The organism is Streptomyces sp. NPDC053560 (assembly GCF_044544605.1).
GTDB lineage: Bacteria > Actinomycetota > Actinomycetes > Streptomycetales > Streptomycetaceae > Streptomyces.
Genome location: NZ_JBITXI010000001.1, coordinates 130,130 through 151,909 on the forward strand (window position 1 = coordinate 130,130; position 21,780 = coordinate 151,909).

The window sequence follows — 21,780 nt, forward strand, 5'->3', positions numbered from 1 at the left end:
GCGTACGCGACGGGGGGCTGACCCTGGGCGGGAAGTTCCCTCGCCGTGCGGCCGGGGGCGGAGCGTTCCCTGTCGCCCCGATCAGCCCTGGGCAGGGCCCCTCCCTCTCCCCGGACCGTGCGTGGGACCCCCTCCCCCGCCACCACCGCACACACCCAAACCAGCCCCGCCCGCAGCCCGCCCCCGAGTTATCCACAGGGCCTCGTCAGCCGCTCTTCTTCCCCCGCAGTTTGTCCAGGCGGGAGCCGACGCCCCAGGCCGTGACCCGCCAGAGGGCCTCCACGACGATGTCGCGGCTCATCTTGCTGTCGCCCCGTTCCCGTTCGACGAACGTGATGGGCACCTCGACGACGTGGTACCCGGCCTCGACGGCGCGGCGGGCCAGGTCGACCTGGAAGCAGTAGCCCTGCGAGGCGACCTCGTCCAGGCCCAGGCCCTCCAGGGTCTGCCTGCGGAAGGCCCGGAAGCCGCCGGTGACGTCCCGGATCGGTACGTCGAGCAGCAGCCGCGAGTACGTGCTGCCGCCGCGGGAGAGGACCTCCCGGTACTTGGGCCAGTTGACGACCCGGCCGCCCGGCAGCCAGCGGGACCCCAGCACGAGGTCGGCGCCCTTGAGCGCGGTCAGCAGCCTGGGCAGCTCCTCGGGCTGGTGGGAGCCGTCGGCGTCCATCTCCACCAGGACGTCGTAGCCGTGCTCGATGCCCCACTGGAAGCCGGCCAGGTAGGCGGCGCCCAGGCCTTCCTTGCCCTTGCGGTGCAGGACGTGCACGTGGTCGTCGGCGGCGGCCAGTTCGTCGGCGAGCTTGCCCGTACCGTCCGGGCTGTTGTCGTCCGCGACCAGTACGTGCGCGTCGGGCGCACCCGCGCGCACCCGCTCGACGACCGGCTTGATGTTCTCCGCCTCGTTGTACGTCGGAATGATCACCAAGGTGTCGCCCAGCGGTCCGTACTGCCGCTGCCCGCCGTCCTGTCGGCCGTCTGTCACTGCTGCCCCTTCTCGTCCTTCGTACGCCCGCGCCGGCCGAGCACGAACGCGGCAGCGCAGGACAGAAGGCCCACCATAGCGATCACCCATTCCGGAGACGCGCCGACGCGGTCGGCGACCGTCTTTTCCTCCCGTAGCGGAAGGCTCGCGCTGACCACGCCCCGGGTGAATTCGGGGATGCGGTGGGTGACTTCGCCGTCCGGGGCGACGACGGCGCTGATGCCGCTGGTGGCCGCGGTCACCACGGCGCGGCCGTGCTCGACGGCGCGCAGCCGGGACATCGCGAGCTGCTGCTCGGGCTGTCCGGTGCGCCCGTAGGTGGCGTTGTTGGTCTGCACGATGAGGGCGCGGGCGCCGGCGTTCACGGTGTCGTGGACGATCTCGTCGTACGCCACCTCGAAGCAGATGACGTCGCCGAGCTCGGCGCCCGCCATGTCCAGCACGCCGGTGTGGTCGCCCGGGTAGAAGTCGCGGGGGACTCGCTGGAGGCGGGTGATGACCTTGCTCAGCTGGTCCCGGAAGGGCACGTACTCGCCGAAGGGGACCGGGTGCTGCTTGGTGTACGAGGCGCCGGGCCCGGTCTTGGGGTCCCAGACGATGCCCTGGTTGAAGACGTAGCCGGGCTTGCTGGGGTGGTCCACGAGGGCGCCGACGAGGACCGGCACGCCGATCGCCCGTACCGCCTCGTCGATGCGGGCCTTCGCCTCCGGGTACTGGAACGGGTCCAGGTCGGAGGAGTTCTCCGGCCAGATGACCAGGTCGGGCTTCTTGACCCGGCCCGCCTGCACGTCGGCGGCCAGCTTCTCGGTGGCCGTGGCGTGGTTGTCCAGGATCTGCATGGGGCGGCCGAGGAAGTCCATGCCGGGCTGCTGGACGTTGCCCTGGACGACGGCGATGTTCAGGTGGTCGGTGGCCTTGGTCGGGACGGGGACGGCGTACCCGGCGACGGTGAGGGCCGCGGCCAGCCCGAACGCCTCCAGGGCCGGCAGCGCCCGGCGCAGTCGCGTGCCGCCGCCGTCGGCCCGGCCTCGCAGCCCCCACAGGGTGACGACGATCGCGGCGGCCAGCGTGCCGGTGAGGGCGACGGCGAAGGTGACCAGGGGTGCGCCGCCGAGTGCGGCGAGCGGGGTGAAGGGGGTGCCGGTGTGGGCGAAGGCGAGGCGTCCCCAGGGGAATCCGCCGAAGGGCACGCGGTCGCGGGCCCATTCCTGCGCGACCCACAAGCAGGCGGCCCACAGGGGCCAGGCCTTGAGGCGGGAGGTGACGGCGAGGCCGGCGCCGAGCAGCGCCACGAAGACGGCTTCGGCGAAGGAGAGGCCGATCACGGCGTCCCAGCCGATGACGTGCAGCCACTTCAGGAGCAGGAAGAAGAACGGCCAGCCGAACACGAGGCCGGTCCAGGCCGCCTGACGGGCCGTGCGGCCGCGGGTGAGGAGGCTGAAGGCCGCCACGGCGACGAGCGAGAGCGGCCACAGGTCGTACGGCGGGAAGGCCAGTCCGAGGGCGAGTCCGGCGAGGACCGCGAGCACGGTACGGGGCGTTTCGCGGCGTACGAGGGCGCCGAGGCGGCGCAGGCGTCCCGCTGTGCGGCCCGTGGCGTCGGGCGCCCCGGTGGCCGCCGTGCCGCCGTCGGTGGCGGGGCCGTGCGCGCCGGGTCCCTGGGCAGGGCCTGGCACGGCTTCGGCGGTGGTTTCGGAGCCCGATGGCACGGTCGCGGCCTTCCTGCAGGTCGTGCGGTGGTGAGCCGACGGTACAACGGGGCGTGGGCCTGCGGGACGCCGGTGGCGGGTACGGGGCGCGCGGTCGCTCTCGGTGAGGGGCGCGGCGCGGGCCGTACGGGGCGTGGCGTGCAGGTGCGGGGTGGGGCGGATCCGCGGTGCGGATAGGGGCCCGGAGCCCTTCGGGCCGACCTGGGACCCGCTGGCTGCGGGTCGACCGAGAGCCGTTGTCTACTGAGCGTCCGGGCCCCACCCGGGTCGCACCCGCCGGCCGACTGAAGCCTGTCCGTCGCTTCCGTGCCGCAGGGGTGGACCTGGCTCCCAGTTGTGGTGCGCCTGCGCGGTGCACCACCCCATGGCCCAGCTGCGTTCGACGGCTGCGCGGAGGTCTGCCGGTCGGACGTCCTTGTGGTGGACTCGGCCGAACCTACCGGCCGACGGCGGCCTGCTGTCAACAGCTGTTCTACCTGCGTCGTTTTTGCGTTCAACCAGGTCAGTGCCGAACTGCCGCAGGTAGGGCGAGTACTCGCCGGGCACGGCGCCCGGCGGCACCCGCCACGGGAGGTTCACTCGTTCGGCCGCTGGAAGACCGTCCGGCCGCCCACGACCGTCCGCAGGCACTGCGGCAGCGGCCGGCCGGGGGTGAGGTCGGGGAGGCCCGGAGTGCCGGAGCGGGGGTCGGTCGACCAGCGTTCCACGCGCTCGTCGGGGGCCTGGACGATGAGCTCGCCGGTACGCCAGACCGCGTAGTCGGCGGGTGCGCCAGGTACCAGCACGCCCGCGTCGTCGCGGCCGACGGCGCGCCAGCCGCCGCGGGTGTGTGCGGTGAACGCGGCCCGCGCGGAGATGCCGTGCTCGGGAGTGCGGTGGAAGACGGCGGCGCGGAGGGTGCCCCAGGGGTCGAGGGGGGTGACGGGGCTGTCGGAGCCGAGCGCGAGCGGTACGCCGGCCTTGAGGAGGGCGGCGTACGGGTTGAGGGTGCGGGCCCGTTCGGCGCCGAGCCGGGTGGCGTACATGCCGTCGGCGCCGCCCCAGAGTGCGTCGAAGGCGGGCTGTACGGAGGCGGTGAGGGCGAGCTCGGCGAAGCCGGCGATGGTGTCGGCGGTGAGCATTTCGCAGTGTTCGACGCGGTGCCGGGCGGCGCGCACGCGGTCGAGGCCGACGTGTCCGGCGGCCGCCCGTACGCCGTCGATCACGGCGGTGATGCCGGCGTCGCCGATGGCGTGGAAGCCGGCTTGAAGGCCGGCTTCGGTGCAGGCGGCGACGTGGGCGGCGACGGTGTCGGCGTCGAGCAGGGCGTTGCCGCTGTGTGCGGCGTCGGTGTAGGGGGTGCAGAGGTGCGCGGTGTGCGAGCCGAGGGATCCGTCGGCGAAGAGGTCGCCTGCCGCGCCGACGGCGCCCAGCTCCCTGATCCGCTCCGCTTCCTTTGCGTTTGTGATGAGTTCACCCCAGTAGCCGACGACGCGCGGCCCGTCGCCCTCGATGGCGCGGGCGAGCAGCGCGACGAGGTCGTCCTCGCCGGAGATCTCGGGGCCGGCGCATTCGTGGACGGTGCCGATGCCGAGGGATGCGGCATGTGCGAGCGCGGCGTCCTGTGCGGCGGCTCGCTGGGTGGGGGTGACGGTGGCGTACGCGGCTTCGCGCACGGCGTGGTGGGCGTCGCCGGTGAGAGGTGCCTCGGGGTGGAAGCCGGGGCGTTCGCGCAGGCCGGGAACGAGGTCCTGGAGTGCGGTGGTGGCCACGGCGGAGTGCACGTCGATGCGGCTGAGGTAGAGCGGGCGGCCGCCGGTGGCCTCGTCCAGCTCGGCCCGGGACGGCGGGCGGCCCTCGGGCCAGGCGGCGGCGTCCCAGCCGTGGCCGAGGAGTACGCGGTCGGCGGGACGGGCGGCGGCGAAGGAGCGGATGCGCTCCAGGGCCTGGGAGAGGGAGGAGGTGTCGCCGAGGTCCAGGCCGGTCAGCGCGAGCCCGGTGGCGGTGGTGTGCACATGTGCGTCAGTGAACGCGGGGGTCACGAGCGCGCCGTCGAGGTCGATGACCTCGTCGACCCCGTCGGCGAAGGAGTCGGCGGCGCCCTCCGAGCCGACCCAGGCGACCGAGCCGCCTTCGACGACCATGGCGGTGGCGAAGGGGTCGGCCGGGCTGTGGACCTCGCCGCCGCGCAGCAGGACGGTGCGGTCGGGGGCCGGTACGGGGGTGCGTTCACTCATACCGGACAGTTTCGCCCCTGCGTGTGCGCGGCGGTCGCGCGGGGTCGCCACGGCGCGGCCGGATCCGTACGGGCCGGCCGCCCGCGCCCCTCCCCCGCGTGTCCCGGCGGATCAGATGCGGGGCGGCCGGGCCTCGTACGGCGTGGACAGGACCACGGTCGTACGGGTCGAGACGCCGGCCAGGGTGCGGATGCGGGTGAGCAGGTGCTCCAGCTCCAGCGGGGCCGCGACCCGGACCTTGAGGATGTAGTTCTCGTCGCCCGCGACGCTGTGACAGGCCTCCAGTTCGGGTACCTCGGCCAGCCGCTCGGCGATGTCGTCCGGGGCACTGGGGTCGAAGGGTTTGACCGAGATGAAGGCGGTCAGCGGCAGCCCCACCGCCTCGGGGTCGACGATGGCGGCATAGCCGCGAATCACGCCGCGCTGCTCCAGTCTGCGCACGCGCTGATGCACCGCCGAGGTGGACAGGCCAGTGGCCTTGCCCAGGTCGGTGTAGCTCATCCGCCCGTCCTTGACGAGCAGATCCACGATTTGTCGGTCCAGCTCCTCCACACGATCAACCTACTGTGCCGGAGCGCTGCGGCGCAGCTCGCGCCGGATCGTGGACATCGCACGCCCCCTGTGTGACGAACACCACACCCATCACTCCGTGTCCGGAGCGCAGCCGAGATTATGCACAGGAGAGGCAGGGAAATGCTCGTGATGGTCGAGGCCGCCCGACACCGGAAGATGGCGGTATCTCGCAGCCCACCCGAGGGGGATGGACATCATGCGACGCCCGAAGCAGGAATCCACGCTGGAGAACACCGCCGCCCAGGAGGGCGACAGTTTCCGCGACGACGACTTCCACGACGCCTTTGACACCGTCGAGCTCTACCGGGTCAGCTGCCCGGACTGCGCTCAGCCCATCGCGCTGCTCGCCGAGGAGGACGCGCTGCCCGAGCACGCGGTCTGCTCCTCGCCGTGGAACCCCTTCGGCCTGACGGTCTGCCAGGGGTCCGGACGGGCGGTTTCCGAGACGGACTCGCCGGACGACGCACTGGAGCCCCAGGAGCAGGACAGCGGCATGCTCCTGACCCTCCCGGAGGGCCTGAACTGGCGTACGCAGCCCTTCTCCCACGTGGGTGGCCCCGGCTCCCGGCCGGTGCGGGTGCCCATGATGCGCCGGCGCCTCTGAAGCCCCCGGCGCGAGCAGAACCGTGCGAGTGAGCCGTAGGACTCACTCGCACGCCTTTGCCACCGGTACGTCCCGGCCGCCCGAGCAGGCGCGGCCCTCGGGCCCCGTCAGCGGCTCTCCGGCCCCGTCAGCTGCCGCGCGATCACCATGCGCTGGATCTGGTTGGTGCCCTCCACGATCTGCAGGACTTTCGCCTCGCGCATATAGCGCTCGACAGGGAAGTCGGCGGTGTAGCCGTACCCGCCGAGGAGCTGGACCGCGTCGGTGGTGACGCCCATCGCCATGTCCGTGCAGAAGAGCTTGGCCATGGCCGCCTCCTTGGTGAAGGGGCGGCCCTCGTCCCGCAGCCGGGCCGCGGTGAGGTACAGCGAGCGGCCGGCCTCCAGCTGGGTGGCCATGTCGGCGAGCATGAAGCGCAGGCCCTGGAAGTCGGCGAGCGGCCGGCCGAACTGACGGCGTGTCGCCAGGTACCCCAGCGCCTCGTTCAGCGCCGCCTGCGCCACGCCCACCGCGCACGCGGCGATCCCGAGCCGGCCGGAGTCCAGTGCGGCCAGCGCGATGGCGAAGCCCTGGCCCTCCTCGCCGATCCGGCGAGCGTCCCCGATCCGTACGCCGTCGAAGTGCATCTGCGCGGTGGGGGACCCCTTCATGCCCATCTTGCGCTCGGGCGGCGCGGCACTCAGCCCTTCGGCATCGCCCGGCACCAGGAACGCCGTGATGCCGTGCGCGCCCGCTCCCCCGGTGCGGGCGAGGACGGTGTAGAAGTCGGCGAGGCCGCCGTGGGTGGTCCAGGCCTTGGTGCCGTCGAGGACCCAGGTGTCGCCGTCGCGCGTGGCGCGGGTGGTGAGGGAGGCCGCGTCCGATCCGGCGGCGGGCTCGGAGAGGCAGTAGGCACCGAGCAGCCCGCCGCCGAGCATCGCGGGCAGGTGCTCGGCGCGCTGCTCCTTGGTGCCGAAGGCGGCGAGGGCGTGGCAGGCCAGGGTGTGCACGCTGACGCCGAGGCCGACGGTGAGCCGGGCGGCGGCCAGTTCCTCCAGGGCCTGGAGGTAGACCTCGTAGGGCTGGCCGCCCCCGCCGAACTCCTCCGCGTACGCCAGGCCGAGGAGGCCGGACTCGGAGAGCAGGGTGAACAGTTCGCGGGGGAAGTGCCCCGCCTCCTCCTCCGCTGCCGACCGGGGCGCGATCTCCCGCGCGGCCAGGTCGCGTACGAGCGTCATCAGCTGGCGGGCCTCGTCGGTGGGCAGCCTGCGGTCCACGGGTCCGTGGCCGTACTCGGTCATGGCGGCGCTCTCCTCCCTGTCGGGCGATACGGCAGCGCGCCGCCCGGGTGGTGCGGCGCGGCCGGTTGCCACTGCCGCGGTGATGATCCCTCTCCGGATCGCGGAAGGCGACGACCTGCGGCGGCGGCGCAGGGAGTATGCCCGGTACGGCGGTGTCCGTCACCGGTTGATCGACTTCTTCCGGAGGTCGCCCGGGAGCCGTCGGGAGTTCAGCAAATTGGTCCAAACCATTGACCGAGTTGGTCTAGTCCTTCTACCTTCTCCTCCGACGCTCCACGCGTTCGGCGCCACTGCGGACGCAGGTCACAGCACTCTCCCCTCGATGGACTCCCACTCCGAGGAGCAACCATGCTCAGACCGCACAAAAAGCGCTTCCCCCACAGACTCGCCGCGGTCGCCGCCGGCCTGTGTACGGTCGCGCTGACCGCCGGCGGGCTCGCCGGAACCGCCGCGGCCGCACCCTCCGACACCGCCGCGAAGCCCGCCACCACCACGAAGGCCGCGCAGCCCGCCTCGGGCGCAGGGACCGCGGCGGCCGGGAACAAGGTGGTCGGCTACTTCACCAACTGGGGTGTCTACCAGCGCAATTACCACGTCAAGAACATTGAGACCTCCGGCTCGGCCAACAAGCTGACGCACATCAACTACGCCTTCGGCAACGTCACCGGCGGCAAGTGTGCGATCGGCGACTCCTACGCCGACTACGACAAGGCCTACACGGCCGACCAGAGCGTCGACGGCAAGGCCGACACCTGGGAGAACGGCGCGCTGCGCGGCAACTTCAACCAGCTGCGCAAGCTGAAGAAGCTGCACCCGAACCTCAAGGTGATCTGGTCCTTCGGCGGCTGGACCTGGTCCGGCGGGTTCGCCGAGGCCGCCAAGAACCCGGCCGCCTTCGCGCAGTCCTGTTACGACCTGGTCGAGGACAAGCGCTGGGCGGACGTCTTCGACGGCATCGACATCGACTGGGAGTACCCCAACGCCTGCGGCCTGACCTGCGACACCAGCGGCCGTACCGCCTTCACCAACGTCATGAAGGCGCTGCGGACGAAGTTCGGCAGCTCCAACCTGGTGACCGCGGCGATCACCGCCGACGCCTCCTCCGGCGGCAAGATCGATGCGGCCGACTACGCGGGCGCGGCGCAGTACGTCGACTGGTACAACCCCATGACGTACGACTACTTCGGCGCCTGGGACGCGAAGGGCCCGACGGCCCCGCACTCCCCGCTGACCTCGTACAACGGCATTCCGAAGGCCGGCTTCAACAGCGACGACACCACCAAGAAGCTCAAGGGTCTCGGCATCCCGGCGAACAAGCTGCTGCTGGGCATCGGCTTCTACGGGCGCGGCTGGTCCGGCGTCACGCAGGCGGCGCCGGGCGGCACCGCGACCGGCGCGGCACCGGGCAAGTACGAGGCGGGCATCGAGGACTACAAGGACCTCAAGGGCCGTTGCCCGGCGACCGGCAAGGTCGGCGGCACCGCGTACGCCAAGTGCGGTGACCAGTGGTGGAGCTATGACACTCCGGAGACCATCGGCACGAAGATGGACTACAAGAACGCGCAGGGAATGGGCGGCACGTTCTTCTGGGAGCTCAGCGGTGACACCGCGAACGGTGAGCTGATCAAGGCGATCCGGTAGCCCCATCGCACCAACTGCACCATCAACTGCACGTCGGGCGGGAGGCCACGGGCCTCCCGCCCTTCGTCGTGCAGCACTGTTGACGCGCCGTCAACAACGGCTCTAATCTCTCGACAGCTACCTTCGTTACCGCAAGTAACCGCACGTCAGCGCTGTGACCGCACGCCATACGCCATGACCGAGCGCTCCCCCGGGAGGAAGCAGTGGGCAGTGATCAGCGGGCCGTACCGGAAGGCCGCACGTCCTGGAAGAAGAGCGCGGCCGTGGCCGTCCCCGCCGTACTGGCCGTCGGGGCGCTGGCGACCGTGATGGCGCAGGGCGTACTGGCCGCGTCCTTCGCCGTCTCCGGCACCCACTTCCAGGTCGCTTCCGGCAAGTTGACCAGCGACGGGTTGTCCTCGTACGTACACACCGACCGCGCCGCCGACGGCACCGGCCACCCCGTCGCGCTGCTCGGCATCGGCAAGGCCTCGCTCTCCGACATCTGCCAGTCGGCGCAGGTGGAAACGCCGGTGGGGCAGGTGGTCTTCAAGCTCACCGCGGGCGGCGCCGCGGGCCCCGTCACCGCGGACAGCCTCGTCATCGACGGCGAGGACCTCGTCGGCGACGCGCGGTTCGGCACCGCGCAGATCGGCCGGGACGCCTCGACGCTCGACGAGGTACCGGGCATCCGCGGGCCGAAGGGCAAGTTCGGGCTACAGGCCGGGGACATCGAGGTCGCGGGCGTGAAGTCGCACGCCTGGTCGGCCACCGGCGGGAACTTCCGCCTCAAGGGGCTGAAGCTGGGCGTCAGCCTGGGCGGCAAGAAGTGCTTCTGAGGCGCCCGCGCCCGTCGGCCCGGCTGACGGCTCTCCGGGCCCGGTGGGACGCGCGCCTGCCATGGCCCGAGGCACGGACACGGTTCGGCAGGTGGCGGCGGACCCGGCCGTTCTGGGCCGGGCTGCTGCTGATCCTCGGCGGCGCCGAACTGCTGCTCGTGCCGCTCTCCCCGCTCGGCGTGCTGATCAGCCTGGGGATCGGCGGACTCGCCGCGCTCGGCATCGGGCTGGCGCTGATCGTGGCCGGGCTGTTCCTGTGGTGCACCCCCGGCGCGCGGCACTACGTGAGCGTCAACGCGCTGATCCTGTCCGTGATTTCCTTCGCGGCCACCAACCTCGGCGGCTTCCTGGTCGGCATGGGGCTGGGCATCGCCGGCGCGGCGATGGGCTTCGGCTGGACACCACTGCCCGCGGAACCGGATCCCGCGGCGGACGAAGGCGTGGCGAAGGAAGGCGTTGCGGAGGAGGACGCCGCTCGCCCGCCGGGCCGTACGGGTCCGCGCACCGCGCTCGCCGTGGCGCTCCCGCTGGCCCTGCTCGTCACGCTCGGCGCGCCCGCCACCGAGGCGCGCGCCGCCGGACCGGGCGTCCCCGCGCCCGCCACCGTCCCCACCGTCACCACCAGCCGTTTCGCGCCGAAGGGCTTCACGGTGGCAGGGGTCGAGGACGTGCCCACCGCTCGCGGCCCGGTGCGGGCGATGGTGCTGAGGATGAAGGCCGCCTCGCTCTCCGACTACCGGCTGTTCACCCGTGACGGCAGCGAGGAGCTGGGGCTGGGCGCGAAGGAGCTGCAGCTCAGCGGGGACGTGACGCTCTACCTCACCAAGTTCAGCGGCTGCGTGGAAGGCGTGCTCTGCCTGACCTTCACGCCCGACCGGCTGCCCGTGCCTCCGCTCGTACCGCCCTTCGTGTACCTGACGGACGTCTCGGCGGAGCAGGCACTGGTCACCTCGGACGTGATCATCGCCGACGGCCTGCGGCTGCGCGCCGACGCCCCGGTGCCACCGGTCGGCTGACGCGACACCGCACCCTCGCCCGCCCCCGGCCCACCGTGCGTTTGTCACGGGTGGGCCGTGCGTCTTTCCCGGTCAGCACGTGACGGACGGTGCTGTTGCGCGCCGGGCAACTCTGGGATGGTCACAGATAGGTGGTACCGCAGCGAGATCCGCGGGACGGATCGTCTCCGGTGCCACGCGCGCGGCGAACGCTTCAGGGGCCGACGCTCCGGGACCGGAGGGTTCAGTGGACAAACGGTACGAGGTCTACTGCCTCATGGATCCCCATTTCTACGACGCACCGGCCCGCGCCGAGGGCGGGGAAACCGCCTTCCCGCAGGCCCTGGGGCCCGCGCCGGACGGCTGGCGCCGCGCGGAGGTGGACGACTGGATCGCCTTCCGCCCCGGCGGCGGCACGCTCCCCGCGCAAGGCTGGAAGATCCACGTGTCGGCGTGCCCGGACAACGCGGCGGACATCCTCACCACGGTCTGGGGGTACTGCGTACCGCGCCGGATCGCCTTCAAGTTCCTGCCCGACCGGGACACCCTGCTGCTCGCCAACGCCAAGTACGCGCACCGCGGTTCGAGCGGCAAGTTCGTGACAATCTACCCGGCGGACGAGGCGGAGCTGGCGCGCGTGCTCACCGAGCTGGGCCGGCTGCTCGACGGCCGGGCCGGCCCGTACATCCTCAGCGACCTGCGCTGGGGCGACGGCCCGCTCTACGTCCGGTACGGAGCCTTCGCCGAGCGGTACTGCGTCTCCGCCGACGGCGAGGTCGAACCGGCGGTGACGGACGGCGAAGGGCGGCTGGTGCCGGACGTCCGCGGGCCGTCCTTCCAGGTCCCCGACTGGGTGGAGCTGCCGGACTTCCTCGCCCCGCACCTCGCGCGGCGCGGCGACGGCGCCGCCCTCGCCGATCTGCCCTACCGGTTCGAAAGCGCGCTGCACTTCTCCAACGGCGGCGGCATCTACGCAGGTAGGGACGTGCGTACCGATGAGCGTGTGGTGCTCAAGGAGGCCCGGCCGTACGCGGGGCTGACGCCGGACGGCCGGGACGCGGTCGCCCGGCAGCGGCGCGAGCGGGAGATGCTGGCGCGGCTGCGGGGACTGGACTGCGTTCCCGCGCTGCACGACCACTTCGAGCAGGGCGGGCACCACTTCCTGGTCGAGGAGTTCATCGAGGGGACCGAGCTCAACGACCTGTTCGTCGACCGGTACCCGCTCACCCTCGCGCGCCCGGACGAGGCCGCCACAGCCGACTACACCGCCTGGGCCCTCGACGTGTACGACCGCGTGGCGCGGGCCGTCCGCGAGGTCCACGCACGCGGGGTCGTCCTCGGCGACCTGCAGCCGTCGAACGTCATCGTCCGCCCCGACGGCAGCGTGGTCCTCATCGACCTCGAAGGAGCGGCGGACGAGGCCGAGGGGCGGCGGCAGGCCCTCGGTGCCCAGGGCTTCACGGCGCCGCGGAGCATGCGCGGCACCGCCGTCGACGACTACGCCCTGGCCTGCCTGCAGCTCTTCCTCTTCCTGCCGCTGACCGGCCTGCTCACCCTCGCGCCGGGGAAGGCGGGGCAGTTCGCCCGGGAGGCGGCCCGCACCTTCCCGCTGCCCGACGGGTACTTCGACGCCGCGGTACGCCTCCTCACCGGCGCCGGCGGAACGGCCGGCGGAACGGCGGCCGAACCGCGGCTGCGGCCGGACCGCGCCGGCTGGGCCGAGGCCCGAGACTCCCTGGCCGGTGCCGTCCTCGCGGCGGCCACGCCCGGGCGCGACGACCGGCTCTTCCCCGGCGACATCGAGCAGTTCGCCTCGCCGGGCGGCGGCCTGGGCGTGGCGTACGGCGCGGCCGGGGTGCTGTACGCGCTGGACGTGACGGGCGCCGGGCGCCACCCGGGGCACGAGGAGTGGCTGATCCGGCGCGCCCTGCGCCCGCAGCCGGGCACCCTGCTCGGCTTCTATGACGGGCTGCACGGCGTCGCGTACGTCCTCGACCACCTCGGGCACCGGCACGAGGCGCTGAAGATCCTCGACCAGCTGGCGGGCGAGCACTGGCAGCGGCTCGGCCTGGACCTCCACGGCGGACTGTCCGGCATCGGCCTGAACCTCCTCCACTTCGCCACGGCCACCGGCGAACCGGCCCTCCAGGACGCGGCCCGCGAGGCGGTGGACGCCGTGGCCGCCCGGCTGGGCCCGGCCGACGCCGTGCCGGAGGTGAGCGGCGGCGGAAACCCGTACGCCGGCCTGCTGCGCGGCTCGTCCGGCCCCGCGCTGCTGTTCCTCCGGTGGTACGAGCACACCGGCGACCCCGAATTCCTCGACCTCGCCGCGACGGCGCTCCGGCAGGACCTGCGCCGCTGTCTCCTCCGGGACGACGACGGCGTCATGGAGGTCGACGAGGGCTGGCGGACGATGCCGTACCTCGCGGACGGCAGCGTCGGCATCGGCCTCGCCCTGGACGACTACCTGGCACACCGGGAGAACGAGGGCTTCACGGCGGCCGCCGCGGCGATCCGCCGCGCCGCCGAGGGGCGCTTCTACGTCGAACCGGGCCTCTTCGACGGCCTGGCGGGGATGATCCTGCACCTCAGCCGCGCGTACCCCGCCGGCACCGCGGCCCAGCGGGACCCGGCCGTTGCGGAACAGATCCGCCGACTGGCCCGGTACGCCGTGGTCCACGAAGGCCGGCTCGCCTTCCCCGGCGAGGAGCTGCTGCGCCTCTCCCTGGACCTGGCCACCGGCAGCGCCGGAGTGCTGCTGGCGCTCGGTGCCGCCCTCCACGACTCCCCCGTGCGGCTGCCGTTCCTCGCGCCGCCGCCCGCCCGGCACGCCGGGCCCCCGAACCATTCCGTCCCCGTCCCCATGGAGAAGTACGGAGGTGAAACGTCATGACCGTTCTTGACCTGCAACGCATGGAAACCACCGCTCACTACGGCGGCAAGCCGAGAAGGAGCGGTGCCAGCAAGTACTGCGGCGGCACCAGCCGGCTGAGCCTGCTGCTCTGCTGAAGGCCGTAGGGGCGAGGACGTGCGACACGTCCCCGCCCCTTCGTGTATCCGTACCGGGAGTGGGCCATGGACCGACACGCCGCGGACCGCCTGCTGCTGGCGGCAGCGCGGCGGGGCGGGCCCTGGGTGCCCGCCATGCTGGCCACCTCCCTGCTGCTCGCAGGTGTGTACACCGTGCTGCCCGCCCTCATGGGCCGCACCGTCGACGCCGTGCTCGCCGGCGGCCACGCCGCCGGCTGGCTCACTCTCAGCATCGCGGCGATCGCCGTCCTCATGGTGTGCGACCTGCTGGACGACCTCGTGGGCAAGCTGGCCGAGGCGCGTGCCACCGCCTGGCTCCGGCACACCCTCCTCCGGCACATCCTGGACCTGGGCGCCAGCGCCACCCGCCGCTTCACGGCCGGGGACCTGGTCAGCCGGCTGGTGGGCAACTCCGCGCGGACCGGGCAGGTCGCGTCGACGCTGGTGTGGGCCGTGATGGACCTGGTGCCGCCGGTCGGCGCGGTCGTCGCGCTGGCCCTCATCGACCCCTGGCTGTGCCTCACCTTCCTCGTGGGGCTGCCGATCGTGCTGTCCCTGGTGCGGACGTTCGTGCGCGACGCCTCCGACATCAACGAGCGCTACTACGCCGCCCAGGGCCGGGTGGCCGCCCGGCTCGTCGACGCCCTGACCGGGATCCGCACGATCACCGCGGCCGGGACCGTGGACCGCGAAGTGGGCCGGGTCCTCGGCCCGCTGCCGGAGCTGCGCCGGCACGGCTCCGGGATGTGGCGGGCCCTCGCGCGGGTCTCGGCGCGGGAGGCCCTGGTCATCCCGCTGCTGGAGGTCGCCGTGCTCGCGGTTGCCGGCCTGGAGCTGACCCGCGGCCGCATCACGCCGGGCCAGGTGCTCGCGGCGGGCGAGTACGTGGTGCTGGCCACCGGGATCAGCGCGCTGGTGTCGTCGGCGAGCCGGCTGGCGATGGCCCGCGCCACCGCGGGCCGGGTCGCCGAGGTGCTCGCCGAGCCTCCGGTGACGTACGGCGGTACCAGCCTCCCCGACGGGCCCGGGACGCTGGAGTTCCGTGGCGTCACCGTGCGGGGGCCGGGCGGCGACGGGCGCGGCCCCGGCGGCACCGTCCTGGAGGACGTGTGGCTGACCGTCCCCGGCGGAGCCCTGGTCGCGGTCGTGGGCCGGTCCGGGTCCGGGAAGTCCCTGCTGGCGGCGCTGGCCGGGCGGCTCGCCGACCCGGACGAGGGCGAGGTGCTGCTGGACGGCGTGCCGCTGCGGCGCCTCGGCAGGCCCGCGCTGCGCGGCGCCGTGGCGTACGGCTTCGAGCGTCCGGTGCTGCTCGGCGAGACGTTCGCCGACGCCATCGGCATGGGTCCGCGGCCCGCCGGTGCCGAGGAGGTGGTCCGGCAGGCCGCGGCGGCGCGGGCCGACGCCTTCATCCGCCGGCTGCCCCAGGGGTACCGGACCTGTCCGGCGGACGCGCCGCTCTCCGGCGGCGAGGCGCAGCGCGTCGGGCTGGCCCGGGCATTCGTGCAGGCCGGGCGGGTGCTGGTGCTGGACGATGTGGCCGCCAGCCTGGACACCGTGACCGAGCACCACGTCAGCCAGGTCCTCACCGGCGCCCTGGCGGGACGCACCCGGCTCGTCGTGACCCACCGCGCGTCCACCGCGGCCCGCGCCGACCGGGTGGTGTGGCTGGACGGCGGCGGCGTACGGGGGCAGGGCACGCACCGTGAGCTGTGGTCGCGGCCTGAGTACCGGGCGGTGTTCCGGCCGGACCCGCCCGGCGCGTGCCCCGCACCGGGGGCGGCCGCACAGGACGGCGCCAAGCAGGCCGGGGGCGCGGCGTGACGGGCGCGGCCGGGCTGCTGCGGTCCTCGCTGCGCCGTCGGCGCCGGGAATTCCTGCGGCTCGCCGGGTGGTCGCTGATCCAGGCCGTGCCGGCGTTCCTCTCGGGGTGGGTGGTCGCCCGCGCGGTGGACGACGGCTTCCTCGCCGGCCGGGCCGGAACGGGCTTCGCCTGGCTGGGGGTGCTGGCGGTGGCGGCCGGGGTCGGCGCGTGGGCGACGCGGCATGCGACGCTCGGGCTCGCGGCGGTCGTCGAGCCGCTCCGGGACGAGCTGGTCACGATGGTCGCTTCCGGCACGCTGCACCGGTCGGCGCGGCGTGCCGACCGGCCGGCCGACACCGGCGGCGTGGCACGCCTGACCGAGCAGGTGGAGATCGCCCGTGAGGCGTACGCGGCGGTGGTGATGTTCGTGCAGGGGTTCGCCGCCTCGTCGGTGGGGGCGCTGCTGGGCCTGGCCACCCTGGACCCCGCCCTCCTGCTGTTCGTGCTGCCGCCGCTCCTCGTGGGGCTCGGGCTGTTCGCGGGGGCGCTGCGGGCGATGGCCGCGCGCCAGCGGGACGTGGCGCTGGCCGACGAGCGCGTCGCCGGGACCGCGAGCGAGGTGACCGGCGGGCTGCGGGACGTGGTGGCGTGCGGCGCCGAGGACGTCGTACGGGAGCACGCGGGGCGGCACATCGACGCCTCGGCGCGGGCCACCCGGGCGCTGGCCCGGATGACGGCGGTGCGGACCGCTTCGCTGGCGGTCGGCGGCTGGCTGCCGCTCGTCCTCGTCCTGGCCGGCGCGCCCTGGCTGGTGCAGCGGGGGGTGACGGCGGGTGCGGTGCTGGGTGCGGTGACGTACGTGTCGCAGGGGCTTCAGCCGTCGTTGCAGGAGCTCGTCTCGGGGGTCGGCGACAGCGGGCTGTGGCTGCTGGTGACGCTCGGCCGGATCGCGGAGGTGGCAGAGGGGCAGCGGGCTACTGCCGCGTCCCGGGAGCCCGGACGCCCGAGGGACGCGGGGGTGGAGCTGCGCGGCGTCACATTCGGCTACGCGCGATCCGCCGAACCGGTGATCGACGGGCTCGCTCTCACGCTGCGGCCGGGCGAGCATCTGGCCGTCGTGGGGCCGAGCGGGGCGGGGAAGTCGACGTTCACCGCGCTGGTGGCGGGGGTGCTCACGCCCCGGTCCGGCGGTGTCCGGCTGGGCGGCGCACCGGTCGCTTCCCTGGACGGGGCCACGGCCCGGCACCGGGTGCTGATCCCGCAGGAGGCGTACGTGTTCGCGGGGACGCTGTGGGAGAACCTCACCTACCTGGCGCCGGACGTTGCGGTGGCGACGGTGGACGAGGCGGTGGACGAGGTCGGGGCGCGGCCGCTGGTGGGCCGGCTGGGCGGTTACGAAGCGGCCGTGGACGGGCAGCGGCTGTCGGCCGGGGAACGCCAGCTGGTGGCCCTCGTGCGCTCCTATCTGCCGCCGGCGGAGCTGGTCCTGCTGGACGAGGCGACCTGCCATCTCGATCCGGCCGCCGAGGCGCGCGCGGAGGAGGCGTTCGCCCGCCGCCCGGGGACGCTGATCGTGTGCGCGCACCGGATCAGTTCGGCGCTGCGGGCCGACCGGGTGATGGTGCTGGACGGGGCGCGGGCCGCGCTCGGCACGCACGAGGAGCTGATGGCGGGGTCAGCGCTCTACCGGGACCTGGTGGGGCACTGGGAGGACGGGGACGGCGGGGTCCCGGGGCTCAGAGCCAGCCCGACTCACGGGCGATCCGGATCGCATCGATCCGGTTCCGCGCCCCGACCTTGCGAGTGATCGCCGAGAGGTGGTTGCGGATCGTGCCCACGGACAGCGACAGCAGGTCCGCGATCTCCCGCCCGGGGGTGCCCGCCGCGGCGAGCCGCAGGACCTCCCGCTCCCGCGGCGTCAGCGGGTCCTGCGCCGCGTCGAGCACCAGCAGCGCCAGCTCCGGGTCGATGTAGCGGTGGCCGCCCACCACCTTGCGGATGCCCTCGACGAGCCGGTCCGAGGGCGCGTCCTTGCAGACGAGACCCGGCGGCCGCAGGGCCAGTACGCTGCGCAGCCGCTCCAGCGTCGGCGTTCCTGCGACCAGCAGCGTCCGGCATTCGGGGAGCCGCTCGCACAGTGCGCCGGCGGCGGCGAGCACCTCGTCCTGCCGGCCGTCGGCGTCGATGACGACCACGTCGGGGCGGTAGGTCAGGGCCCGCGCGAGGACCTGGCCGTCTCCCTCGGCCTGCGCGACGACCTCGATGTCCGCTTCGCGGGTCAGGAGTGCGGCGAGCGCTCCGCGCATGAGCCCGTTTTCCTCGACGAGAAGAACCCGGATCACTGTCGCTCCCTGGGATCGGACCTGTTCCCCGCATCTCCCCGGGAAATTATCTCCGGGTCTGCCCGGATCTGCCCGCCCTGCCGGGCGCCCCATGGATTTATTCGCGAAAAATTCGGGAACCGCGGAACCTCTTGGCGGGCCCGCCCGTTGTAGAGAGTGAGGCCCCGCATCATCCCCCGTGTGCGGGGCCTCACCAATGCCCGCGGCCCCGGGCCGGTAGCCGGTCGCGGACTGCTACGCCTCGTCCTGGACCAGGCGGTCCAGCATGGTCTGGAAATCCTCGTCGACGATCACCCGCAGCCCGTCCCCGTCCGGTTCACTCAGCCGGGTCATCGTGCCCCGCCGCCACCAGAACACATTCGGGGTGATCGCGCCCGCCGAGTCCTCGTGCCCGGCCGCAGCGAACTGCGCCATCGCCTGGAGCGCCGGGATGACCTGGGCGTCGTGGATCCGGTGGAAGGCCAGCTGATGCCGGAAGGGCAGCGCCACCAGCGCGCCGTCCGGCGTCAGCGGCGCCCCGGTCAGCCGCTCCGCCAGCTCGTCGAGGACCAGCACCCGGCTGGCGGTGAAGAAGGAGTCGCCGAGCACCACTTCGAAGTTCGAGCCGTCGCCCCGGCGGACCGTCTCGTGCCCCTCGACGGGCAGCGCCCGCAGGTTGTTCAGCGCGCGGATGCGCAGCTCGGCGAGGTCCCCGATGTCCAGCAGCGAGTCCTCGCCGAGCATCTGCACGGCTTCGGGGAGGTCGAGCGCGAGCACCTCGCGCAGGCCGGCGGCGAGCGGCCGGGCGTACCGGAAGGAGTCGGAAGCGGGCAGGGAGTCCTCGGCGACGACGCGCGGGTAGAGCCGGGCCCGGATCTCGTCCTCGGACAGCGTCTCCAGCGGCTGGGGGCCGTCCATCGTACGGAGGACCTTGCCGACGTGGTCCCGGACGAGTGCGGGCCAGGCGCGCTCGCCGCGCCGGTCGCGGTGGCAGACGGCGGCGAGGTTGCCCAGGCCGAACTGCCGGCCGGAGGAATCGGCGACCATCCCGGCGTACACGGTCACTTCCAGGCCCTGCTCGGCGAAGGCCGTCCGCACCTGGCCGCGGAAGATTCCGCCCTCCCGGTCGGAGAAGAATCCGAACTCCGCGTCGCGCGGGGTGTCGCGCGGATCCCTCTTCGGTCCGCGGCGGAACAGGCCCATCTCTTCCTCTTCCTCCCGGCGACAGCCACGAATGCGCCGATGGTAGCCGCCCGCCGGTCCGGTCTCGACCGCGCGTGACGCCGTCCGGAGCACGTACCGGAATCCGCCCGACGCCATCGTCACGAGCGGATTCGGGGCTTCGGGATGCGCGGCGGGCAGCGGGGGGACAGCCTGGGGGTATGACCACACATCCACCGGTGATCGTGTATCCGCCCGCCGCCGGTGGGCGGCGGGTGACCATTCACGGCCAGATCGTGGGGCTCGCCCACGGCCGCGGGGACGTCGCGGAGTTCCTGCGCCGGGCCGGGGTGTCCGATGCCGAGGAGATCCCGCTGGCCGATCCCGCGCTCATCGAGTGGCGGGGCGGCGACCTGGACTACTGGCCGCGGAGCGAGTGAGAGCGGCGCGCGTACCGGCCTCCGCGTGCCTGCCGGAGGCCGGTACGTCCGTCAGAGTCCCTCCCCGGCCCGCTCCGTGCTTCCCCGGAGCGGGTCCAGGCGTGCGCGGACCCACCGTTCCACGTCGCCCACGTGGCGGCCGGCCGCGGTGAAGGCGGCCAGGCTGTCGCGGGAGCGCAGCGCGGCGTAGATGTCCATGTGCTGCTGATGGGTCCAGGAGAGGACGTCCGACTTGACCAGGGCACGCCAGATGCGGGCCCTGGCGGTGCGCTGGGTGACGGAGGAGACCAGCGACGTCAGCGTGCGGTTGCCGGTCGCGGCGACGATGTCCGCGTGGAAGGCGAGGTCCTCGCGGACCAGTTCCTCCGGGTCCTGCAGGGTCCGCATCCGTTCGATGCGTTCCAGCAGCCCGTCCAGCGCGGCGTCGTCGATGCGGGTGGCGGCCAGCGCGGTGGCGCCGGGCTCCAGGACCTTGCGGCACTCCAGCATCTCTTCCAGCCCGGTGTCCTGGGCCAGGTCCAGGAAGCTGCCGAGCGCGCTGAGCAGCCGCTCCGGATGCAGGTCGGTGACGAAGGTGCCGTCCCCGCGCCGTACGTCCAGCACCCCCGCCATGGCGAGCGCCCGGACCGCCTCGCGGAGCGAGGGGCGGGACAGCTCCAGCTCGGTGGCGAGCACCGCCTCCGGGGGGAGGCGGTGGCCGGGCGCGAACTCGCCGCTCTCGATGCGCTTGCGCAGCCGGCCGATGGCCTCGTCGACGACGCTGCCGGCCCCGTCGGCGCGGCCCGGCCGCTCTTTCTTGGTGGGCATGGACGTCAGGATGCCACCCGGCCGCCGCCGTTCCAGACCGGGCCGTCCGGGTAGCGGTGGGCGTCCAGCGTCTCGCGGCGGATGCGGGCGCTGTAGCCGGGCGCTTCGGGGACGAGGTAGCGCGAGCCGCGGACGCGTACCGGGTCGTGGAAGTGCTCGTGGAGGTGGTCGACGTACTCGATGACGCGGTTCTCCATGGAGCCGCTGACCGCGATGTAGTCGAAGACGGAGAGGTGCTGGACCAGTTCGCACAGGCCGACGCCGCCGGCGTGCGGGCAGACCGGTACGCCGTGCGCCGCGGCGAGCAGGAGAGCCGCGACGGCCTCGTTGACGCCGCCGAGCCGGCAGGCGTCGATCTGGCAGATGCCGATGGCGTCGGCCTGGAGGAACTGCTTGAACATCACGGCGTTGTGGGCGTGTTCGCCGGTGGCGACGTGGGTGGGGCCGATCTGCCGGGCGATGGCGGCGTGGCCGAGGACGTCGTCGGGGCTGGTGGGCTCCTCGAACCACCAGATGTCGAACTCGGCGAGGGCCTTGGCCCAGGCGATCGCCTCGTCGACGCCGAGGGTCTGGTTGGCGTCGATCATCAGGCGGCGGCCGGGCCCGATGATGTCGCGGGCGATGCGGCAGCGCCGGATGTCGTCCTGGAGGTCGGCGCCGACCTTGAGCTTGACGGAGTCCCAGCCCGCGTCGACGGCTTCCTGGCAGAGCCGGGCGAGCTTGGCGTCGTCGTAACCGAGCCAGCCGGCGCTGGTGGTGTAGGCGGGGTAGCCGTGTTCGCGTACGTAGGCCTCGCGTTCGGTCCGCCCGGCGGCCTTCTCCTCCAGCATGGCCAGCGCGTCCTCGGGGGTGAGCGCGTCCTTGAGGTACCGCCAGTCCACCAGGTCGACGATCTGCCGGGGCGTCATGTCGGCGAGCAGCTTCCAGACGGGCTTGCCGGCCTGCTTCGCCGCCAGGTCCCAGCCGGCGTTGACGACGGCGGCGGTGCCGAGGTGGATGGCGCCCTTGTCGGGGCCGAGCCAGCGCAGTTGGCTGTCGCCGAGCAGGTGGCGGGAGAAGCCGCCGAGGTCGCCGGTGATCTCCTCGACCGTCAGGCCGACGGCCCGCTCGCCGATCGCGCGAGCGGCGTGGACGGCGAGGTCGTTGCCGCGGCCGATGGTGAAGGTGAAGCCGTGGCCGTCGGGGACATCGGCCCCCTCGGTCTTCAGGACGACGTACGCGGCCGAGTAGTCGGGGGCCTCGTTCATGGCGTCCGAGCCGTCGAGCTGCCGCGAGGTGGGGAAACGGACATCGATCGTCTCGACGTCGACGATACGGGCGGTCATCGGCGCTCACTCCTGTACGGGTGCGTCGGGTGAGGGGCGCTGCGGCGCAGCGCGACCAACATGTCAGATGTCTG

At 73.3% G+C, this 21,780-nt stretch carries 18 protein-coding genes; 9 read left to right on the forward strand and 9 right to left on the reverse strand.

The window, feature by feature from the left end; all coding sequences use genetic code 11:
* Window positions 1-205 precede the first annotated feature (205 nt).
* The 4 genes from ACIGQF_RS00640 to ACIGQF_RS00655 all read right to left on the reverse strand — a co-directional run bounded on the left by ACIGQF_RS00640 (window position 206) and on the right by ACIGQF_RS00655 (window position 5,462).
* Complete coding sequence (locus ACIGQF_RS00640) at window positions 206-985, reverse strand: polyprenol monophosphomannose synthase (protein WP_399703551.1); 780 nt, start codon at window positions 983-985, stop codon at window positions 206-208.
* Window positions 982-2,694 carry an apolipoprotein N-acyltransferase gene (lnt, locus tag ACIGQF_RS00645; protein WP_399703554.1) on the reverse strand — a complete coding sequence of 571 codons (1,713 nt, stop codon included), beginning with the start codon at window positions 2,692-2,694 and terminating at the stop codon, window positions 982-984. Before lnt ends, ACIGQF_RS00640 begins: the two co-directional genes overlap by 4 nt.
* Window positions 2,695-3,269: 575 nt before the next feature.
* Window positions 3,270-4,910: an amidohydrolase gene (locus ACIGQF_RS00650; protein ID WP_399703556.1), complete on the reverse strand. Its 1,641-nt coding sequence runs from the start codon at window positions 4,908-4,910 to the stop codon at window positions 3,270-3,272.
* A gap of 111 nt (window positions 4,911-5,021) precedes the next feature.
* Window positions 5,022-5,462 (reverse strand): Lrp/AsnC family transcriptional regulator, encoded by a 441-nt coding sequence (locus ACIGQF_RS00655; RefSeq protein WP_030261445.1) that lies wholly within the window; start codon window positions 5,460-5,462, stop codon window positions 5,022-5,024.
* Window positions 5,463-5,670: 208 nt separating this feature from the next.
* Between ACIGQF_RS00655 and ACIGQF_RS00660 the strand changes: the two genes are divergently transcribed.
* Window positions 5,671-6,087 carry a hypothetical protein gene (locus ACIGQF_RS00660; protein ID WP_361561570.1) on the forward strand — a complete coding sequence of 139 codons (417 nt, stop codon included), beginning with the start codon at window positions 5,671-5,673 and terminating at the stop codon, window positions 6,085-6,087.
* 107 nt (window positions 6,088-6,194) lie between these two features.
* Here ACIGQF_RS00660 and ACIGQF_RS00665 read toward each other — a convergent pair whose 3' ends face one another.
* A complete protein-coding gene (locus ACIGQF_RS00665; RefSeq protein WP_399703561.1) occupies window positions 6,195-7,367 on the reverse strand; it encodes an acyl-CoA dehydrogenase family protein in 1,173 nt (390 codons plus the stop codon).
* Between the two features lie 348 nt (window positions 7,368-7,715).
* On the opposite strand from ACIGQF_RS00665, the gene ACIGQF_RS00670 reads away from it, so the two are divergent.
* The 7 genes from ACIGQF_RS00670 to ACIGQF_RS00700 all read left to right on the forward strand — a co-directional run bounded on the left by ACIGQF_RS00670 (window position 7,716) and on the right by ACIGQF_RS00700 (window position 17,459).
* Complete coding sequence (locus ACIGQF_RS00670; RefSeq protein ID WP_399703564.1) at window positions 7,716-9,008, forward strand: glycoside hydrolase family 18 protein; 1,293 nt, start codon at window positions 7,716-7,718, stop codon at window positions 9,006-9,008.
* Window positions 9,009-9,316: 308 nt separating this feature from the next.
* On the forward strand, window positions 9,317-9,826 hold the full coding sequence (locus tag ACIGQF_RS00675; RefSeq protein ID WP_399704737.1) for a DUF6230 family protein: 510 nt from the start codon (window positions 9,317-9,319) through the stop codon (window positions 9,824-9,826).
* Window positions 9,823-10,842, forward strand: a complete 1,020-nt coding sequence (locus ACIGQF_RS00680; protein ID WP_399704739.1) for a DUF6114 domain-containing protein — start codon at window positions 9,823-9,825, stop codon at window positions 10,840-10,842. The genes ACIGQF_RS00675 and ACIGQF_RS00680 overlap by 4 nt, the downstream gene beginning before the upstream one ends.
* Before the next feature lie 226 nt (window positions 10,843-11,068).
* A complete protein-coding gene (gene lanKC, locus ACIGQF_RS00685) occupies window positions 11,069-13,714 on the forward strand; it encodes a class III lanthionine synthetase LanKC (protein ID WP_399703567.1) in 2,646 nt (881 codons plus the stop codon).
* Window positions 13,711-13,830 (forward strand): SapB/AmfS family lanthipeptide, encoded by a 120-nt coding sequence (locus ACIGQF_RS00690; protein WP_399703570.1) that lies wholly within the window; start codon window positions 13,711-13,713, stop codon window positions 13,828-13,830. Before lanKC ends, ACIGQF_RS00690 begins: the two co-directional genes overlap by 4 nt.
* A gap of 66 nt (window positions 13,831-13,896) precedes the next feature.
* A complete protein-coding gene (locus ACIGQF_RS00695) occupies window positions 13,897-15,672 on the forward strand; it encodes an ABC transporter ATP-binding protein (RefSeq protein ID WP_399703572.1) in 1,776 nt (591 codons plus the stop codon).
* Window positions 15,669-17,459, forward strand: coding sequence for an ATP-binding cassette domain-containing protein (locus tag ACIGQF_RS00700; RefSeq protein WP_399703575.1), 1,791 nt, complete (start codon window positions 15,669-15,671; stop codon window positions 17,457-17,459). Before ACIGQF_RS00695 ends, ACIGQF_RS00700 begins: the two co-directional genes overlap by 4 nt.
* On the opposite strand, the gene ACIGQF_RS00705 is transcribed toward ACIGQF_RS00700, so the two are convergent.
* Together ACIGQF_RS00705 and ACIGQF_RS00710 are read right to left on the reverse strand one after the other, a co-directional pair.
* Window positions 17,389-17,994 carry a response regulator transcription factor gene (locus ACIGQF_RS00705; protein WP_399703578.1) on the reverse strand — a complete coding sequence of 202 codons (606 nt, stop codon included), beginning with the start codon at window positions 17,992-17,994 and terminating at the stop codon, window positions 17,389-17,391. The genes ACIGQF_RS00700 and ACIGQF_RS00705 overlap by 71 nt on opposite strands.
* A 234-nt stretch (window positions 17,995-18,228) precedes the next feature.
* On the reverse strand, window positions 18,229-19,176 hold the full coding sequence (locus tag ACIGQF_RS00710) for a hypothetical protein (protein WP_399703580.1): 948 nt from the start codon (window positions 19,174-19,176) through the stop codon (window positions 18,229-18,231).
* Between the two features lie 179 nt (window positions 19,177-19,355).
* Between ACIGQF_RS00710 and ACIGQF_RS00715 the strand changes: the two genes are divergently transcribed.
* On the forward strand, window positions 19,356-19,574 hold the full coding sequence (locus ACIGQF_RS00715) for a hypothetical protein (RefSeq protein WP_399703583.1): 219 nt from the start codon (window positions 19,356-19,358) through the stop codon (window positions 19,572-19,574).
* 51 nt (window positions 19,575-19,625) lie between these two features.
* Here ACIGQF_RS00715 and ACIGQF_RS00720 read toward each other — a convergent pair whose 3' ends face one another.
* Together ACIGQF_RS00720 and ACIGQF_RS00725 are read right to left on the reverse strand one after the other, a co-directional pair.
* Window positions 19,626-20,381, reverse strand: coding sequence for a FadR/GntR family transcriptional regulator (locus tag ACIGQF_RS00720; RefSeq protein ID WP_399703585.1), 756 nt, complete (start codon window positions 20,379-20,381; stop codon window positions 19,626-19,628).
* 5 nt (window positions 20,382-20,386) lie between these two features.
* The gene (locus tag ACIGQF_RS00725) at window positions 20,387-21,706 is read right to left on the reverse strand and encodes an enolase C-terminal domain-like protein (RefSeq protein WP_399703588.1); all 1,320 of its coding nucleotides are present in this window, start codon (window positions 21,704-21,706) and stop codon (window positions 20,387-20,389) included.
* Between the last annotated feature and the right edge of the window lie 74 nt (window positions 21,707-21,780).

Excerpts from the sequence above, each read along its gene's own strand:
- ACIGQF_RS00660 (WP_361561570.1), top strand. The coding sequence starts at position 5,671 with ATGGACATCATGCGACGCCCGAAGCAGGAATCCACGCTGGAGAACACC.
- ACIGQF_RS00665 (WP_399703561.1), bottom strand. The coding sequence starts at position 7,367 with ATGACCGAGTACGGCCACGGACCCGTGGACCGCAGGCTGCCCACCGAC.
- ACIGQF_RS00715 (WP_399703583.1), top strand. The coding sequence starts at position 19,356 with ATGACCACACATCCACCGGTGATCGTGTATCCGCCCGCCGCCGGTGGG.
- ACIGQF_RS00670 (WP_399703564.1), top strand. The coding sequence starts at position 7,716 with ATGCTCAGACCGCACAAAAAGCGCTTCCCCCACAGACTCGCCGCGGTC.
- ACIGQF_RS00725 (WP_399703588.1), bottom strand. The coding sequence starts at position 21,706 with ATGACCGCCCGTATCGTCGACGTCGAGACGATCGATGTCCGTTTCCCC.
- ACIGQF_RS00720 (WP_399703585.1), bottom strand. The coding sequence starts at position 20,381 with ATGCCCACCAAGAAAGAGCGGCCGGGCCGCGCCGACGGGGCCGGCAGC.
- ACIGQF_RS00650 (WP_399703556.1), bottom strand. The coding sequence starts at position 4,910 with ATGAGTGAACGCACCCCCGTACCGGCCCCCGACCGCACCGTCCTGCTG.
- ACIGQF_RS00710 (WP_399703580.1), bottom strand. The coding sequence starts at position 19,176 with ATGGGCCTGTTCCGCCGCGGACCGAAGAGGGATCCGCGCGACACCCCG.
- ACIGQF_RS00690 (WP_399703570.1), top strand. The coding sequence starts at position 13,711 with ATGACCGTTCTTGACCTGCAACGCATGGAAACCACCGCTCACTACGGC.
- ACIGQF_RS00675 (WP_399704737.1), top strand. The coding sequence starts at position 9,317 with ATGGCGCAGGGCGTACTGGCCGCGTCCTTCGCCGTCTCCGGCACCCAC.
- ACIGQF_RS00695 (WP_399703572.1), top strand. The coding sequence starts at position 13,897 with ATGGACCGACACGCCGCGGACCGCCTGCTGCTGGCGGCAGCGCGGCGG.